The 16765-nt window shown below is 71.0% G+C and carries 17 protein-coding genes; 6 read left to right on the plus strand and 11 right to left on the minus strand.

Annotated elements, in window-relative coordinates:
• Positions 1-279: 279 nt before the first annotated feature.
• Positions 280-672, minus strand: a complete 393-nt coding sequence (locus tag ACH4U7_RS32215; protein WP_014176357.1) for an SCO5389 family protein — start codon at positions 670-672, stop codon at positions 280-282.
• A 210-nt stretch (positions 673-882) separates the two neighbouring features.
• On the opposite strand from ACH4U7_RS32215, the gene nucS reads away from it, so the two are divergent.
• Positions 883-1545: an endonuclease NucS gene (gene nucS / locus ACH4U7_RS32220; RefSeq protein ID WP_014176358.1), complete on the plus strand. Its 663-nt coding sequence runs from the start codon at positions 883-885 to the stop codon at positions 1543-1545.
• 66 nt (positions 1546-1611) lie between these two features.
• On the opposite strand, the gene ACH4U7_RS32225 is transcribed toward nucS, so the two are convergent.
• The 4 genes from ACH4U7_RS32225 to ACH4U7_RS32240 all read right to left on the minus strand — a co-directional run bounded on the left by ACH4U7_RS32225 (position 1612) and on the right by ACH4U7_RS32240 (position 6565).
• On the minus strand, positions 1612-4254 hold the full coding sequence (locus ACH4U7_RS32225) for an ATP-binding protein (protein ID WP_398531295.1): 2643 nt from the start codon (positions 4252-4254) through the stop codon (positions 1612-1614).
• Between the two features lie 151 nt (positions 4255-4405).
• Positions 4406-4729, minus strand: a complete 324-nt coding sequence (locus tag ACH4U7_RS32230; RefSeq protein ID WP_398531296.1) for an STAS domain-containing protein — start codon at positions 4727-4729, stop codon at positions 4406-4408.
• Between the two features lie 255 nt (positions 4730-4984).
• Entirely contained in the window at positions 4985-5833 is an 849-nt protein-coding gene (locus tag ACH4U7_RS32235) for a 3-hydroxyacyl-CoA dehydrogenase family protein (RefSeq protein WP_398531297.1), read from the minus strand.
• Positions 5834-5923: 90 nt separating this feature from the next.
• The gene (locus tag ACH4U7_RS32240) at positions 5924-6565 is read right to left on the minus strand and encodes a TetR/AcrR family transcriptional regulator (protein ID WP_398531298.1); all 642 of its coding nucleotides are present in this window, start codon (positions 6563-6565) and stop codon (positions 5924-5926) included.
• A gap of 79 nt (positions 6566-6644) precedes the next feature.
• Here ACH4U7_RS32240 and ACH4U7_RS32245 point away from each other — a divergent pair, with 79 nt between their 5' ends.
• The 3 genes from ACH4U7_RS32245 to ACH4U7_RS32255 are packed head-to-tail and all read left to right on the plus strand — an operon-like array spanning position 6645 to position 8933.
• Positions 6645-7547: an ABC transporter ATP-binding protein gene (locus ACH4U7_RS32245; RefSeq protein ID WP_398531299.1), complete on the plus strand. Its 903-nt coding sequence runs from the start codon at positions 6645-6647 to the stop codon at positions 7545-7547.
• A 20-nt stretch (positions 7548-7567) separates the two neighbouring features.
• Positions 7568-8323, plus strand: coding sequence for an ABC transporter permease (locus ACH4U7_RS32250; protein WP_358628230.1), 756 nt, complete (start codon positions 7568-7570; stop codon positions 8321-8323).
• A 37-nt stretch (positions 8324-8360) separates the two neighbouring features.
• On the plus strand, positions 8361-8933 hold the full coding sequence (locus ACH4U7_RS32255) for a cob(I)yrinic acid a,c-diamide adenosyltransferase (protein ID WP_398531300.1): 573 nt from the start codon (positions 8361-8363) through the stop codon (positions 8931-8933).
• Here the strand turns inward: ACH4U7_RS32255 and ACH4U7_RS32260 are convergent, their stop codons facing one another.
• Positions 8934-9518: a hypothetical protein gene (locus ACH4U7_RS32260; RefSeq protein ID WP_398531301.1), complete on the minus strand. Its 585-nt coding sequence runs from the start codon at positions 9516-9518 to the stop codon at positions 8934-8936. It lies immediately after the preceding gene.
• A gap of 167 nt (positions 9519-9685) precedes the next feature.
• Here ACH4U7_RS32260 and ACH4U7_RS32265 point away from each other — a divergent pair, with 167 nt between their 5' ends.
• Both ACH4U7_RS32265 and ACH4U7_RS32270 read left to right on the plus strand, forming a co-directional pair.
• Positions 9686-10939: a sensor histidine kinase gene (locus ACH4U7_RS32265; protein WP_398531302.1), complete on the plus strand. Its 1254-nt coding sequence runs from the start codon at positions 9686-9688 to the stop codon at positions 10937-10939.
• Positions 10936-11628: a response regulator gene (locus ACH4U7_RS32270; protein ID WP_398531303.1), complete on the plus strand. Its 693-nt coding sequence runs from the start codon at positions 10936-10938 to the stop codon at positions 11626-11628. Before ACH4U7_RS32265 ends, ACH4U7_RS32270 begins: the two co-directional genes overlap by 4 nt.
• A 62-nt stretch (positions 11629-11690) precedes the next feature.
• On the opposite strand, the gene ACH4U7_RS32275 is transcribed toward ACH4U7_RS32270, so the two are convergent.
• The 5 genes from ACH4U7_RS32275 to atpA all read right to left on the minus strand — a co-directional run bounded on the left by ACH4U7_RS32275 (position 11691) and on the right by atpA (position 16763).
• Positions 11691-12146: a DUF2550 domain-containing protein gene (locus ACH4U7_RS32275; RefSeq protein ID WP_089513080.1), complete on the minus strand. Its 456-nt coding sequence runs from the start codon at positions 12144-12146 to the stop codon at positions 11691-11693.
• 120 nt (positions 12147-12266) lie between these two features.
• Positions 12267-12644, minus strand: a complete 378-nt coding sequence (locus tag ACH4U7_RS32280) for a F0F1 ATP synthase subunit epsilon (RefSeq protein ID WP_398531304.1) — start codon at positions 12642-12644, stop codon at positions 12267-12269.
• Between the two features lie 170 nt (positions 12645-12814).
• Positions 12815-14269 carry a F0F1 ATP synthase subunit beta gene (gene atpD / locus ACH4U7_RS32285; RefSeq protein ID WP_398531305.1) on the minus strand — a complete coding sequence of 485 codons (1455 nt, stop codon included), beginning with the start codon at positions 14267-14269 and terminating at the stop codon, positions 12815-12817.
• Between the two features lie 5 nt (positions 14270-14274).
• Positions 14275-15189 (minus strand): F0F1 ATP synthase subunit gamma, encoded by a 915-nt coding sequence (locus tag ACH4U7_RS32290; RefSeq protein WP_398531306.1) that lies wholly within the window; start codon positions 15187-15189, stop codon positions 14275-14277.
• 2 nt (positions 15190-15191) lie between these two features.
• Positions 15192-16763 carry a F0F1 ATP synthase subunit alpha gene (atpA, locus tag ACH4U7_RS32295; protein WP_398531307.1) on the minus strand — a complete coding sequence of 524 codons (1572 nt, stop codon included), beginning with the start codon at positions 16761-16763 and terminating at the stop codon, positions 15192-15194.
• Positions 16764-16765 lie beyond the last annotated feature (2 nt).

Consider the following 16765-nt stretch of genomic DNA (forward strand, 5'->3'; position numbering starts at 1 on the left):
CGTGTAAAAAAGTCCTGCGCGCGCCAGTGCCGCGTCAGTCAAGGTTTGCCCGGTAGCGAGGCGTCCTGGTGCGGTCAGCTGCAAGGCGCCGGATCGGCCTCCGGGGGCACCGCCCGGCCGAAGGCTGGGGGCGGGCCTACTCGGACGATTCGGCGACGCAGCCGGGGGCACCTCCCGGGCGAAGCCTGGGGGCGGCGTGCCAGGGCGGCGAGCGGGGCAAACCTTGGCTGATGCGGCGCTGAACACCTCCCCCTCGTGGAGCGGCAGCGGACAATCCGGTCAGCAGTCGCGCAGCTCGGGTGACTGGTTCAGCAGCTGACCGCGCGGCGAGGTGAAGCGCGCCAGTCTCTCGTCGGACGACCCGTCCAACGGGAACACCGCCACCCGGTGGCAGTTCTGGAAGGCCAGTCGCACCCCGAAGTGGCGCTGCAGCGCGCCTCGTATCGCGTCGCTCGCGAGTGCCCGCAGCAGCTGACCGCGGGCCTGCTCGTCCGGCGGCGGTGTCTGATTGTCGGCGAATTCCCCGCCGTCGATCTTCAACTGGGCCACCAGAGAGCTGATCATCTCCCATGCGTAGGGCAGGGAGTTCCGGACGCAGTCGACGAAGTCGACTTCGTCGACCTCGCCTCGCTCGGCCTGGGCAAGGAGGGCCGGTGAGACGTCGAGCGACATGGATTCTCCTCTCGCGACCCCCGTGACGAGGGTCTCAGGGACGGATGAGCGGACGGCGACGGAGCGTACCCGCATGACGACCGCCCGCTTCAACGGTAATCGGCCACTGTGGGCGCACCAGGAGAATGCGTGCACAACCAGCCACCCCCACAGGGGCCCGGCGTCGGACGAATCGCGTAGGCCACCCGCCGTCGAGTAGCGTTGCCGACCATGCGTCTCGTCATCGCCCGTTGCTCCGTGGACTACGCCGGCCGGCTCACCGCCCACCTCCCCTCGGCACCCCGTCTGATCCTCATCAAGGCCGACGGCAGTGTCTCCATCCACGCGGACGACAGGGCCTACAAACCCCTCAACTGGATGTCTCCGCCGTGCACCCTCAAGGAGGGCGACGGCGACGTGTGGACGGTGGTGAACAAAGCGGGCGAGAAACTCATCATCACCATGGAGGAAGTGCTGCACGACTCCTCGCATGAACTCGGGGTGGACCCCGGTCTGATCAAGGATGGCGTGGAAGCCCATCTGCAGGAGTTGCTGGCCGACCGTATCGAGACACTTGGCGATGGCTGGACGCTTATTCGGCGTGAATACCCCACTGCCATTGGCCCCGTGGACATTCTCTGCCGGGACGCCGACGGCGGCACCGTCGCGGTGGAACTCAAACGGCGCGGGGAGATCGACGGGGTGGAGCAGCTGACCCGCTATCTCGAACTGCTCAACCGCGATCCGCATCTGGCCCCGGTGAAGGGGATCTTCGCGGCGCAGGAGATCAAGCCCCAGGCGCGAGTGCTCGCCACGGACCGCGGCATCGGCTGTGTCGTCCTGGACTACGACGCACTGCGCGGCATCGAGGACGACAAGCTGCGGCTGTTCTGAGGCCCGATACGCCACGCGGCGCGGTCCGGCATCGCCGGGCCGCGCCGCGTGGCGTATCGGGTGCTGTCACATCGACGAAGCCGACGACGTCGGGGCGGCGGACGTGGAGCTGCTCGCCGTGGTCGCCGGGCCGCTGGCCGTGTTCGTGGTGTCGCCTCCGGGGCTCGTGGTGGAGCTGGTGGGCGGAGTGGTCGGCGGCGTGGTGGGTGGCTTGGTGGTGGGGGTGGTCGGCGGGGTGGTCGGCGTCGTCGGGCGGTGGGTCGGGGTGTGCGTGGTGGACCCGGACGTGGGCGGGGTCGTCGTCGGCTCGCCCGTCGGCGACGCCGCGCCGCTGGACGACGAGGCGGTCGGGCTCTGCGAGGCGCTGGGCGAGCCACTGCCGAGCGTGGACGGGGACGTGGGCGCCCCGGGGACGCCGCTGGGGCCCGGCTGCCCGCTCTCGCCCACGCCGCTCGTGGGCTCTTCGGCGGTCACCCCCTTGTCGTCGTCGGCCTTACGGGAGGTCGACTCGCTCGGCTTGACGGTGTCGGCGGAGCCCTTGTCCCCGTCGCCCGAGGTGACGCCGATCGTCACCACCGTGCCGAGGACGGCCACGAGCAGGGCGCCCGCGCCCGCCGCGACCAGGTTGCGCCGGGCGCCGGTGAGCGCCGCGAAGCGGCGGCCGTGCGGGGCCCTGCCGCCGCCGGGGCCGCCGGCCTGGCTGCCGGGACCGCCGATACCGCCCGCGCCGCCCGTACCGCCGCCCCCCGTGCCGCCGGTGCCGCCGGTGCCGACCGCGGCGAGCACGTCGGTGCGGCTGAGGCGTTCGGTCGTCTCGACCCGCGGCGTGACGACCGTGATCTCGGTGTCGGCCGGGTCCTGCCGCGCCGCGGGCACCCCACCGGGCGGGGAGGCCGACTCGTCGTGGCGCGCCTCCGTGACCTCCTCGCCCGCCGTCGTACGCCCGCCCGGCGCGGCGAAGACGCCGACCGCCGCCGGGCCGCCGGAGCGGTCGGTGACCAGGGCCAGGGCGCGCCGGCCCGCGACCGTGCCGCGCTTGTCGGCCAGTACGCCGCGCAGCCCGATGGACGCCTCCAACTCGGCCCGCGCCCGGTCCAGATTGCCCGTGCACAGCGCGAGGACGCCCAGCTCGTGGTGGAAGTACGCCTCCTCCGCGACCTGTCCGGCCAGCCGCGCGGCCTCCTGGCCGTGGCGCAGGGCGCGCTCCCAGGCGCCCCAGTGGAGCGCGGCGGCGAAGGCGGGGGTGGCGCTGCGGGCCAGCAGTACGGCGGTCTCGGCGCGGCCCGCCTCGCGGGCGGCGACCAGGGCGGCCATGGCGCTGAGGACCGCGTCGGCCTCGACGGCGACCCGCTCCGGGGCGACCGAGGGGTGGCCGGCCCACCAGGCGTAGTGCCGGGCGACGGCGCCCGCCCGCTCGGCCGTCCCGTCCGCGTAGCCGACGGCGGCGAGTTGGTCGGCCACGCCGACCGCCAGCCGGTAGTGCGGTCCCGCGGGCGTGACCAGGCCGCCGGCGATCAGCTCGACGAGCGCCGCGTCGGCGTGGGTGTCCCCGGCCAGCGCGGGCAGATGCGTCTGGTGCGGGCACTCGCCGCCGAGCGCGACCGCGAACCGCAGGGTGTCCTGGGCCGCCTCGCTCAGCCGGGAGGCGATCAGCGCGACGGGGGCCGCGCCCTCGGCGAGCGTCGGCAGAGTGGTGGCGTCCCGTACGCCGGCCTCGGCGGAGGCGTCATCCGCCGCGCCCGGGTCCCCGGCCGAGCCCGAAGCCCCGGCAGAACCGGACCCCTCAGCGGAGCCTGAAGCCCCAGCAGAACCTGAGACCTCAGCAGAGCCGGAAGCCTCGCCCCGCAGTGCGTCGCGCTGCCGCAGCAGCGCGCCCGCCTGGATGAACCGCAGCGGCAGCCCCTCGGATTCGAACCACAGGTCCGCGGCCCAGTCCCGCTCGTCCTCCGCCAACGGGCGCCGTACGGCCCGCTCGAGCAGATCCAGGGACCCGGTGCGGCTCAGCCCGGAGAGGAAGACCTCTTCCAGGTGCGACTCGGTGGAGGGGGCCGCGACGGCCGGGGTGGCGGAGATCAGGAAGGCGCACTCGGGCGTCGCGTCCAGGAACTCGTCCAGCACGGCGCCGCCGAACTCGATGTCGTCCAGCACGACGACCGCGCCGATCTCCGCGACCGCCGCCAGCAGCTCCGGGCGGCCGGGGCGGTACAGGGGGGCGCGGTAGACGGCGGCGTACAGCTCGTACAGCAGGTCGGTGGCGGTGCGGCGGTAGCCGGAGAGGCGTACGACCCCGTCGGGTGCCAGGTCCTCGCAGTCCGCGGCGACGGCGTCCAGCAGCGTGCTGCGGCCCGCGCCGGAGGGCCCGGTGACCCGCACCGACCGGCCGCGGGCGAGCAGCCGCGCCAGGCGCTCGCGCTCGTCCTCGCGCTCCAGCATCGGCACCTCGAAGGCCACCGCCCCCGCGGGCAGCGGCGGGGCGGCGGCCCGGCGCAGCTCGGCGCGGTCGTCGGGGCCGCGGCGCTCGGGGCGGGCGGGCCGCCGGCCGGGCGGGCAGGGCTCTATCTCGCTGCCGTCGACCGGGTTGATCGTCAGCAGGTGGTCGCCGGAGACCAGCTGGACCGTGCGCACGGGCGCGGGGCTGCCGCTCTCCGCCGGGTGCGGGGTCGGGGTGTCACGGCCGTGCTCTTCGGGTCCGCGGTTCGTCGGATCCATGGTGAAAGCCCCCCAGATGCGTGGCGTACCGTCCAAGCTTCCGGCCTGTCCGCACGCTTACCGAACCCTAGATCTCCACACAGTATCCACCGACGTGGAGCCCGCTCGCGCCGCCCCGAACACCCGCCGCCCCGGACACCCGCGCCGGCGCTCACACCCGCGGCAGCGACTCCGCTTCGAGTCCGCCCTCGATGGCCAGGATCCGGTGCAGCCGGGTGGCCACCAGCAGCCGCTGCATCTGGGGCGGCACCCCGCGCAGTACCAGCCGCCGACCCGCTCGGCCGGCCTTCCGGTGCGCCCCCATGATCACGCCGAGCCCGGTGGCGTCCCAGGAGTCGAGCTCGGTCAGGTCGAGTACGAGGTCCCCGCCGCCGGATTCCAGGGCGGTGTGCAAGGCCGTACGGGCGTCCGCCGCGCTCCGGACGTCGAGTCGGCCCCCGACGACGAGCTCGGCGTGGTCGCCCCTGATGTGCATATGCGCTCCCCTATGCGGTGCTCCCCCGGCTGTCGCCGGGATGGCCCCCTGTCTCCCATGAGTCAATCTGGTCTATCGAATTGACTGTGTCTCATGCGGTGAAGTTGCCGCTTGTAAGCGAACCGATACCGAATTCACCCGCAAGGGTGCACCTGCCCCTGATTGCGTTTGAGATGCGCAACAGGGGCAGGATGGCCGTACGGGCGGGACCGGGCCGGCGGACGGTCGGTCCGGGTCAGTCCGAATCAGTCCGGGTCAGTAGCGGTAGAACCCGCCGCCGCTCTTCCGTCCGATGTCACCGGCGTCGACCATGCGGCGCATGACCTCCGGCGGCGCGAACTTCTCGTCCTGGGACTCGGTGTAGATGTTCTCCGTGGCGTGCAGCAGGATGTCCACGCCGGTCAGGTCGGCCGTCGCGAGGGGTCCCATCGCATGGCCGAAGCCCAGCTTGCACGCGGTGTCGATGTCCTCGGCCGTGGCCACCCCGGACTCGTACAGCTTGGCCGCCTCGACGACGAGCGCGGAGATCAGACGGGTGGTGACGAACCCCGCGACGTCGCGGTTGACGACGATACAGGTCTTGCCGACGCTCTCGGCGAACTCCCGTGCGGCGGCGAGGGTTTCGTCGCTGGTCTTGTATCCGCGCACCAGCTCGCACAGCTGCATCATCGGCACGGGCGAGAAGAAGTGGGTGCCCACGACCCGCTCGGGGCGCTCGGTGGCCGCCGCGATCTTGGTGATGGGGATGGCCGAGGTGTTGGAGGCGAGAATCGTCTCGTCCTTGACCAGGCCGTCGAGGGTGCGGAAGATCTCCCGCTTGACCTCGATCTTCTCGAAGACGGCCTCCACGACGACATCCGCGTCGGCGGCGGCGTCCAGCTCGGTCGTGGTGGTGATGCGCGCCAGGGCCTGCTCGGCGGCCTCGGCGTCCAGCTTGCCCTTGGCGACGAACTTGTCGTACGAGGCGCGGATCGCGTCCGTGCCGCGGCGCAGCGCCTCATCGGTCACATCACGGAGCACGACGTCCCAGCCCGCCTGGGCGGAGACCTGCGCGATGCCGGATCCCATGAGTCCGGCCCCGATGACCACGAGCTTCCTGGCCACGTTCACGTCCTTTCGTACGTTGCGTAACTGACGCCAATGGCCGGACCTTAACGCCCGTTCACGTCTCCTGGCAGCCCCTAGTAAGGCGCGTCACGGTGTGTTCTTCGCCGCATAGTTGAGCACGCGATCACTGAGCAGCGACTCCATGACGTCGATCTGGCGCAGCACCTCCACGGAGGTCTGCTCCGGGGCGCCGCCCGCGGCGTGGCAGCGCGCGATGCTGCGGTGCACGGCGTTCTGCATGCCAATGACCTGGTGGGCGATGAACTCGGGTGTCGGGTCGTCCGGGGCGGCCCCCGTCTCCTCGCGCAGGGTGGCGGCGAGCCGGTCGACGGTCCGGCCCTGCATCCGCAGCAGCCGGGCCATCAGCGTCGGCGACTCCTGGACGACCCGCATGAAGCGCGCGTAGCCCGGGTCCATCCCGGCGTACGGGTTCCGCTCCGCGACGTCCTGGCGCAGCCGGGCCAGCACCGCCCGCACCGCCGAGGTGCCCTCCCCGCGCTCCCGTACGAGCAGCGAAGGGCGCTCGACGACCTCTTCCTCGCGGTCGAAGAGGAGGTCTTCCTTGGCGGGGAAGTAGTTGTAGACGGTGTTGACCGAGACGTCCGCGACCTCGGCGACCGCGGCGATGGTGACCGCGTCGAAGCCGTGCTCCAGGAAGAGCGCGGTGGCCATGTCCGAGATGTGCTGCCTGGTCTGCCGCTTCTTCCGCTCCCTGAGCCCTTCCGCCATGCCCCCATCCTAGCTTCGTTGGGGTCTATGGATTTTTGGGGTCGTTGCAAAATTTAAGTGTCCCTGCTTTTCTAGGCGCATGCCTGTCATCAGCACGGCCGGGCTCGCCCGGACCTTCCAGACCAAGCACGGCCCCGTCGAGGCCGTCCGCGGCATCGACCTCACCGTCAGGCCGGGCGAGATCCTGGGCTTCCTCGGTCCCAACGGCGCGGGTAAGACCACGACCCTGCGCATGCTCACCACGCTGCTCCCGCCCACCGGCGGGGCCGCGACCGTCGCCGGCTGCGACCTCGCCCGCGACCCGGCGGGGGTGCGCCGGAAGATCGGGTACGTCGCCCAGTCCGGCGGCGTCGACCCGTCCGTCTCCGTCCGCGAAGAACTCGTCACCCAGGGCCGGCTGTACCGGCTCGGCAAGGCGGAAGCCGCGGCCCGCGCCGAGGAACTGGCCGCCGAACTCGGCCTCACCGAGCTGCTGGACCGCAAATGCGGCGCCCTGTCCGGCGGCCAGCGGCGCCGCCTCGACATCGCCATGGGCCTCACCCACCGCCCGGCGGTCCTCTTCCTCGACGAGCCGTCCACCGGACTCGACCCGGGCAGCCGCGCCGACCTGTGGGACCTGATCCGCCGACTGCGCGCTCCTCTCCCCGCTCAGTCTCAGGGCGCTCCTACGCGCGAGCTTCCCTCGTCACTGCTCGCTCCTCCGTCGCTGCGCGGCTCCTCAGTCCAGCCCGCGCAGCGCCCTGAGACACGCTCATCTGGCCACGCCATGACGGTCTTCCTGACCACCCACTACCTCGACGAGGCCGAAGCGCTCGCCGACCGGCTCGTCATCGTCGACAAGGGCACGGTGGTCGCCGAGGGCACCGCCGCCGCCCTCAAGGCCGAGTACGGCGGGTCGCCCGGCGCCACCCTCCAGGACGCCTTCATCGCCATCACCGGGCGCGGCTCCGCACAGCCCGACGTCACCCCGCTCGCCGTCTAGCGACCCAGGAGCCTTACGCCGTGTCCAACCTGCTCTCCGACACCGGCCTGATCTTCGGCCGCTATCTGCGCCAGGCCCTGAACTCCAAGGTCGGCGTGGTCTTCGGGCTGCTGCAGCCCATGTTCTACCTCGTCTTCTTCGGCCCGCTGCTGCACGACGTCCCGCTCGGCGGCGAGGGCGACTCGTGGCAGACGCTGGTCCCCGGACTGCTCATCCAACTCGGCCTGTTCAGCGCCGCGTTCGCGGGCTTCGGCATCCTCCTCGAGAAGCAGTTCGGGGTGATCGAGCGGATGCGGGTCACCCCGGTCAGCCGGCTCGCGCTGCTGCTGGGCCGGGCGCTCAAGGACGTGCTCCAGCTGCTGGTCCAGTCGCTCGTCCTGGTGATCGCCGGGGTCGCCCTGGGGCTGCGCGCTCCGGTGCTCGGGGTGGTCGTGGGCTTCGTCTTCGTCGGCCTGCTCACCATCTCGCTGGCCTCGCTGTCGTACGCCCTGGCCATGCGGGTCGACAGCCCGCAGGGGTTCGCCCCGGTCATCAGCACCGTCAACATGCCCGCGATGCTGCTCTCCGGCGTTCTGCTGCCGATGGCCCTGGCGCCGGGCTGGCTGGACGCCGTCTCGCGCTGCGTCCCGTTCCGCTACCTGGTGGACGCGGTGCGCGCCGCGTATGTCGGGGACTACGCCTGGGACACCGTCGGCCTCGGCGCGCTGGTCGGACTCGCCCTGTGCGCGGTCTCGATGACGGTCGGCACCCGGGTGTTCCGCAAGGCGGGGGCGTAGCGCCTGTTCTCCGTCCCCCGCGCGTAGGCTCGGGCCCATGGTCAGACTCACCCGCATCTATACGCGCACCGGGGACAAGGGCACCACGGCCCTCGGCGATATGAGCCGCACCGCCAAGACCGACCCGCGGATCGCGGCGTACGCCGACGCGAACGAGGCGAACGCCGCGATCGGGGTGGCCATCGCGTTGGGGGCGCTGCCCCCGGAGATCGTCAACGTACTGGTCCGCGTCCAGAACGACCTGTTCGACGTGGGCGCGGACCTGTCCACCCCGGTCGTCGAGAACCCCGCACACCCGCCGCTGCGCGTCGAGCAGAGCTATATCGACAAGCTGGAGGCGGACTGCGACCTCTTCCTCGAAGGTCTTGAGAAGCTGCGCAGCTTCATCCTCCCCGGCGGCACGCCCGGTGCGGCCCTGCTGCACCAGGCGTGCACCGTCGTACGCCGCGCTGAGCGCTCCACGTGGGCGGCGCTCGACGAGTACACGGAGTCCATGAATCCGCTCACCGCCACCTATCTCAACCGCCTCTCCGACCTGCTGTTCATCCTGGCCCGGACGGCCAACAAGGAGGTCGGGGACGTGCTGTGGGTGCCCGGCGAGAACCGCTGATCACCGCTCGGTGAGGGACCGGGGCCGGCCCCGGTCCCCCTCGTCTGCTCGCTTCTTCTCCTTCGGTGGCAAGACCGTGTAGCCGACGGCGACCAGCAGATGGATGCCCGCGACCGTCAGCATCTGCCCCTGCCACGCCACCATCGGTTCGCTGCGGTCCCCGTCGCCGATCAGCCAGATGCACAGCTGCAGCACGGCCACCGCGATCACCGCGGCGATCAGCGTCATCCGCCACAGCCGCCACTCGTGCCGCACCCGCGCCGCGCCGTACTTGGGCGGCTTGACCGGGGGCGGCCCACCGGCGAACCGGTGGGCGAAGCGCCCGTCCGCCCAATTGATCATGTAGTGCCCGTACGCGATGGAGAAGCCGAGGTAGACCGCGGCCAGCCCATGCGCGGTCGACGGCTCGGCGCCCCGCCGCAGGTCGATCACGGTCGCGGCCAGCAGCACCACGTCCAGCAGCGGCACACAGGCCAGCAGCGCCGCCCCGGCCCGTGGCTTCCGCAGGACGTACCGCACACACAGGCCGCTGAGCAGCACCACCCAGAAGCCGACCTCGCTGGCGACGATCAGTCCCACGATCACGGCCCGTTCTCCCTTCTCCTGCCTGTCCCCCTACCGTCCCGCGCGATCCGGGCCGCCGCGTCGTCGGCGACGACGAGACCGGACTGCATCCTTCGATGTACGCCGCGCGCCCCCGGACTCGTCCCGAAGCGGAGGCAGGCACGGTGGCCGCGTGTTGTGATGGACCCATGCCGCCCAGACTGCCGCCGCCGCACCGCGTCGACGTCGCCATCGCGGCGGGCGGGCTGATCGGTGGACTGCTGCTGATGGGGCTCGGGCTGCGCGGCGGGGTGTATCTCGGCGAGCTGTCGCCCATCACGCTGCCCCAGTGGTCGACGGTCACCGCGCTGGCCGCCATGGCGCTCGCCGAACTGCTGCGCCGCGTGGCCCCGGGCACCGCCCTGGCGCTCGGCACCGCCGCCCTCGCCGTGGACCTGTGCGGCGGTTCGCTCATCGCGACCGTCCTGATGTACACGGACCTGGTGTACGCGGCGGTCCTCTACGGACCGGCCTCCCTGGCCCGGCGACTGCCGCCCGCGTGTGCGGCGACCACCGTGGTCGCCACGGTCGTGCCGCTGGCGCTGCTGCGCACCCCCGAGTCGCTGTTCATCGGCCTGGTCACCGCCCTGCTCACCTTCGCCCCAGCCGGCACCGGGGCGATCGTGCGCAATCACCAGGAGGCCGCCGAGGCCGCCCGTCTTGAGGCCGAGCGGACGGCCCTGCTCGCCGAACTGGACCGGCGGGAGGCCGTGGTGGCCGAACGCGGCCGGATGGCCCGTGAGCTGCACGACCGGGTCGCCGGGCATCTGTCGGCCATCGCCATCCACTCCACCGCCGCGCTGTCCCTGGGCGACGCCGCCGCGACCGATCAGGCGCTCACCGTCATCCGGGAGAACAGCGTGCTGGGCCTGGCCGAAATGCGCCGCCTCATCGAGCTGTTGCGCGACGCCGACGGGGAGCCGGAGCCCACCGCGGCACCCACCCTCGACGCGCTCGACGCGCTGGTCGAGCGCGCCCGCTCGGACGCCACCTCCGTCAGCGGGCTCAAGTTCACGCTGTGCGACGAGCGCCCGCCGGGCGGCGCCGCGCTTCCCACGCCGGTCGAGCTGGCCGCGTACCGCATCGTCCAGGAGTCCCTGACCAACACCCTCAAGCACGCGGCGCCCGGCGAGGTGACCGTACGCCTCGCCCAGCACGCCGACGGGCCCGTGGCGGGCGGCGTCCTGGAGGTCGGTGTCACCAGCCCGTACGACACCCGCCCCGGCGACGCCCACCCCGGCCCCCGCGCGCCCGGCTCCGGTATGGGCCTCATCGGGATGCGCGAACGCGTCTCGCTGCTCGGCGGCACCCTCGAAGCGGGCCCGCACACCGGGCCGTCCGGCGCGGTGTGGCGGGTACGGGCGGTGCTGCCCCTCGACGGCAAAGGAGCCATGACACGGTGAAGGAGCAGTACGACGGGGCGAGCGGGGCGGGGCCGACGAGGATCCGGGTGGTCGTCGCCGAGGATCAGCTGGCCGTACGGGCCGGGCTGGTGCTCATCCTGCGGTCCGCGCCGGACATGGAGGTGGTCGCGGAGGCGGCCGACGGCGAGCAGGCCGTACACCTGGCCCGCGAGCTGCGCCCCGACCTGGTGCTGATGGACATTCAGATGCCGCGTCTGGACGGGGTTTCGGCCACCCGCGAGATCGTCGCAGAACAGCTGGCCGATGTGCTGATCCTGACCACCTTCGACCTCGACGAATATGTCTTCGGCGCCCTGCGCGCCGGGGCCGCGGGCTTTCTCCTCAAGGACAGCGACGCGGCCGGTCTGCTGGAGGCCGTACGGACGGTGGCCCGCGGCGAGGGCATGATCGCCCCGGCCGTGACCCGCCGTCTGATCGCCGAGTTCGCCCGCCCGCAGTCCGCACCGGTGGCCCCGACCGCCGACCCGGCGGCGCTCGCCTCGCTCACCCCGCGCGAACGCGAGGTGCTGGGCGCGCTGGGCCAGGGCCTGTCCAACGCCGAGATCGCCGACCACCTCGCCATGGCGGAGGCCACCGTGAAGACCCACGTCAGCAGGGTGCTGGGCAAGCTGGGGCTGCGCAGCCGGGTGCAGGCGGCGGTGCTGGCCCAGGAGCAAATCCGGGCATGACAAAACGCGCCCAGCCTCCCTGGCGCGCTCTTCAGCAACCTTTTACGTCGCGTTACGCAATCTCACGCCACGTTGACCCGCTGCCCCGGCGGGGCGGCCTCCAGCCAGGCGAGGAAGCCGGTCAGCGCGTCCTCACTCATCGCCAGCTCCAGCCGGGTGCCGCTGTGCAGACACGCCAGCACCACGGCGTCGGAGAGCAGCGCCAGCTCCTCCTCGCCCTTGGGCGTACGCCGCTCCAGCACCTCGATCGAGGCGCGCTCCAGCACCCGGCGCGGTCTGGGCGCATAGGAGAAGACCCGGAACCACTCGATCCGGTCACCGTTGTAGCGGGCGACCCCGTACACCCAGCCCTTGCCGCTGGGCTCCGGTTCGGTCTCGCCCTCGGGCGCGTTCCACCGCAGTGAGCAGTCAAAGGTTCCGCCGGACCGCTGGATCAGCCGCCGCCGAAGACCGAAGACGAAGAGTCCCACGACCACCAGCGCTACGACCACGCCGCACACAAGCAGAGCGAGGGCCATCTTCACCGACCTCCTCGCGTCATCCGGAAAAACCGCACCTGCATCGCCTCAGCCGCGGACCGGCGTGGACAACTTCCCACGCGGCCCGCGGCTGAGGGTTTCGACCGTTCGTGACAGGCTTCAGTGCACTCCCGCCACAGCGCGCAGCCGGACGTCGGCGCGCCGCTCGGCGGCGGCGTCCGCCTCCGACTTGGCACGCTCCAGCGCCCGCTCCGCCCGCTTGACATCGATCTCGTCGGACAGCTCCGCGATCTCGGCGAGCAGCGAGAGCTTGTCGTCCGAGAACGAGATGAAGCCGCCGTGGACCGCGGCGATGACCGTTCCGCCCTCGCTTGTGCGAATGGTCACCGGGCCGGACTCCAGCACACCGAGCAGCGGCTGGTGGCCGGGCATGACGCCGATGTCACCGGATGTGGTGCGCGCGATGACCAAGGTGGCCTTGCCGGACCAGACACTACGGTCCGCCGCGACCAGCTCGACATGCAGCTCAGCAGCCAACGTGGCTCCTCGGGTCTCCACCTGCCGGGGGCGACAGGGCTTTCGTCAAAGGATAACGGGCGTACGGAGAGGGGTGGGACGCGGCCCACCCCTCTCCGGTGACCTCGGGGTCAGGAAGACCGGGCTTCAGAAGACCAGGCTTCCGAAGACCGCACTTCAGAAGACCGGGCTCAGGAGACGCCCAGCTCCTTGGCGTTCTTCTTCAGGTCCTCCAGACCACCGCACATGAAGAACGCCTGCTCCGGGAAGTGGTCGAACTCACCGTCGGCGATCGCGTTGAACGCGGCGATCGACTCGTCCAGCGGCACGTCCGAGCCGTCGACACCGGTGAACTGCTTCGCCGCGTGGGTGTTCTGCGACAGGAAGCGCTCGATACGGCGGGCGCGGAAGACGGTGAGCTTGTCTTCCTCGCCGAGCTCGTCGATGCCGAGGATGTTGATGATGTCCTGCAGGTCCTTGTACTTCTGCAGGATCGAGATGACCCGCGAAGCACAGTCGTAGTGGTCCTGCGAGATGTAACGCGGGTCCAGGATCCGGGAGGTGGAGTCCAGCGGGTCCACCGCCGGGTAGATACCCTTCTCCGAGATCGGACGGGAGAGCACCGTCGTCGCGTCGAGGTGCGCGAAGGTGGTCGCCGGGGCCGGGTCGGTCAGGTCGTCCGCGGGGACGTAGATCGCCTGCATGGAGGTGATCGAGTGACCGCGGGTCGAGGTGATGCGCTCCTGGAGGATGCCCATCTCGTCGGCCAGGTTCGGCTGGTAGCCCACCGCGGAGGGCATCCGGCCGAGCAGGGTCGAGACCTCGGAACCGGCCTGGGTGAAGCGGAAGATGTTGTCGATGAAGAACAGCACGTCCTGCTTCTGCACATCGCGGAAGTACTCCGCCATGGTCAGACCGGCCAGGGCGACCCGCAGACGGGTGCCCGGGGGCTCGTCCATCTGGCCGAAGACCAGCGCGGTCTTGTCGAGAACGCCGGCCTCCTCCATCTCGACCATGAGGTCGTTGCCCTCACGGGTGCGCTCGCCGACGCCGGCGAACACGGAAACGCCCTCGTGCAGCTTGGCCACACGGACGATCATTTCCTGGATGAGGACGGTCTTGCCGACGCCCGCGCCGCCGAACAGACCGATCTTGCCGCCCTTGACGTACGGGGTCAGCAGGTCGACGACCTTCAGACCGGTCTCGAACATCTCGGTCTTGGACTCGAGCTGGTCGAAGGCCGGGGCCTTGCGGTGGATCGACCAGCGCTCGGTGACCTCGGACTCGGCCTCGGGCTCATTGAGGATCTTGCCCAGGGTGTTGAACACCCGGCCCTTGGTCATGTCACCGACCGGGACGGTGATGCCGTCACCGGTGTCGGTCACCGGGGCCTGGCGGACCAGGCCGTCGGTGGGTTCCATGGAGATGGCGCGTACCAGGCCCTCGCCGAGGTGCTGGGCGACCTCGAGGGTGAGCGTCTTGGTCTTGCCCTCCTCGGAGGGGTCGATGACCTCGACCTTCAGGGCGTTGTAGATCTCCGGCATCGCGTCGACGGGGAACTCCACGTCGACGACCGGGCCGATGACCCGCGCGACGCGGCCAGTGGCCACGCCGGCAGGAGCGGTCGGCTCAACAGTGGTGGTCATAGTTGTCAGTCACTCCCCGCAGAGGCGTCGGCCAGGGCGCTCGCGCCACCGACGATCTCGCTGATTTCCTGGGTGATTTCGGCCTGGCGGGCCGCGTTGGCAAGCCGCGTGAGCGACTTGATGAGCTCTTCGGCGTTGTCGGTCGCCGACTTCATCGCCCGGCGGGTGGCCGCGTGCTTGGACGCCGCGGCCTGCAGCAGGGCGTTGTAGATACGGGACTCGACGTACCGCGGCAGCAGCGCGTCGAGCACCTCCTCCGACGACGGCTCGAACTCGTACAGCGGCGCGATGACACCCTTCGCCGCCGTCTCCTCCGCCGTCTTCTCCATGCTCAGCGGCAGCAGCCGGTGGTCGACCGGCGTCTGCGTCAGCATCGAGACGAACTCGGTGTAGACGATGTGCAGCTCGTCCACGCCACCTTCGGCGGTGTTCTGCTGCACGGCCTCGATCAGCGGGCCCGCGATGTTCTTGGCGTCCGCGTAGGTCGGGTTGTCGGTGAACCCGGTCCACGACTGAGTGACCTTGAGCTCGCGGAAGCCGTAGTAGGCGACACCCTTGCGGCCGACGATGTAGGTGTCGACCTCCTTGCCCTGCTCGGTGAGGGTACGGGTGGCCTGCTCGGCCGCCTTGATCACATTCGAGGAGTAGCCGCCGGCCAGACCGCGGTCGCTGGTGATGAGCAGCAGCGCGGCCCGGGTCGGACGCTCGGCCTCGGTGGTGAGCGGGTGCTGGGTGGTGGAGCCGGTGGCCACCGCGCCCACCGCCCGGGTGAGCTCACTGGCGTACGGAGTCGACGCGGCCACCTGGCGCTGCGCCTTGACGACGCGCGAGGCGGCGATCATCTCCATCGCCTTGGTGATCTTCTTGGTCGCAGAGATGGACTTGATCCGCCTCTTGTAGACCCGGAGTTGGGCACCCATGCTCAGCCCTCGCCCAGCAGCTTGCCGTCCGAGGTCTCGAACTGGCGCTTGAAGCTGTCGACGGCCTCGCCCAGCGCGCCGATGGTGTCGTCGGACATCTTGCCGCCCTCGACGATGCTGGTCATCAGGCCCTTGTGCTCACGGTGCAGATAGTCCAGCAGCTCGCGCTCGAAGCGGCGGATGTCCTCGACCGGCACGTCGTCCATCTTGCCGGTGGTGCCGGACCAGATGGAGACGACCTGGTCCTCGGTGGCGTACGGGGCGTACTGCGGCTGCTTGAGCAGCTCGACCATGCGCGAACCGCGCTCCAGCGAAGCCTTGGAGGCCGCGTCCAGGTCGGAGCCGAAGGCGGCGAACGCCTCGAGCTCACGGAACTGGGCGAGGTCCACCCGGAGCCGGCCGGAGACCTGCCGGATGGCCTTGTGCTGAGCGGAGCCACCGACGCGGGAGACCGAGATACCGACGTTCAGAGCCGGGCGCTGGCCGGCGTTGAACAGGTCGGACTCCAGGAAGCACTGGCCGTCGGTGATGGAGATGACGTTGGTCGGGATGAACGCCGAGACGTCGTTGGCCTTGGTCTCGACGATCGGCAGACCGGTCATCGAACCGGAACCCATGTCGTCGGAGAGCTTGGCGCAGCGCTCCAGCAGCCGGGAGTGCAGGTAGAAGACGTCACCGGGGTACGCCTCGCGGCCCGGCGGGCGGCGCAGCAGCAGCGAGACGGCGCGGTAGGCGTCGGCCTGCTTGGACAGGTCGTCGAAGACGATCAGGACGTGCTTGCCCTGGTACATCCAGTGCTGGCCGATGGCCGAGCCGGTGTAGGGGGCCAGGTACTTGAAGCCCGCCGGGTCGGACGCCGGGGCGGCGACGATCGTCGTGTACTCCAGGGCGCCGGCCTCCTCCAGCGCGCCGCGCACGCCGGCGATGGTGGAGCCCTTCTGGCCGATGGCGACGTAGATGCAGCGGACCTGCTTCTTCGGGTCGCCCGAGCGCCAGTTGTCGCGCTGGTTGATGATCGTGTCGACGGCCAGCGCGGTCTTGCCGGTCTGCCGGTCGCCGATGATCAGCTGACGCTGGCCACGGCCGATCGGGGTCATCGCGTCGACGGCCTTGTAGCCGGTCTCCATCGGCTCGTGCACCGACTTGCGCTGCATGACCGTGGGGGCCTGCAACTCGAGGGCGCGGCGGCCCTCGGTCTCGATCTCGCCGAGGCCGTCGATCGGGTTGCCCAGCGGGTCGACGACGCGGCCGAGGTAGCCCTCGCCGACGGCTACCGAGAGCACCTCGCCGGTGCGCTGCACCTGCTGGCCCTCCTCGATGCCGCTGAACTCACCGAGGACGACCGCGCCGATCTCGCGCTCTTCCAGGTTGAGCGCGAGGCCGAGGGTGCCGTCCTCGAACTTCAGCAGCTCGTTCGCCATGGCCGAGGGAAGACCTTCGACCTTCGCGATGCCGTCGCCGGCAACGGTGACCGTACCGACCTCCTCGCGCGAGGCCGCGTCCGGCTTGTACGCCTGGACAAAGTTCTCCAGCGCGTCCCGGATCTCCTCCGGCCGGATCGTGAGCTCCGCCATCT

Source organism: Streptomyces sp. NPDC020845, from assembly GCF_044334165.1.
Taxonomy (GTDB): Bacteria; Actinomycetota; Actinomycetes; order Streptomycetales; family Streptomycetaceae; genus Streptomyces.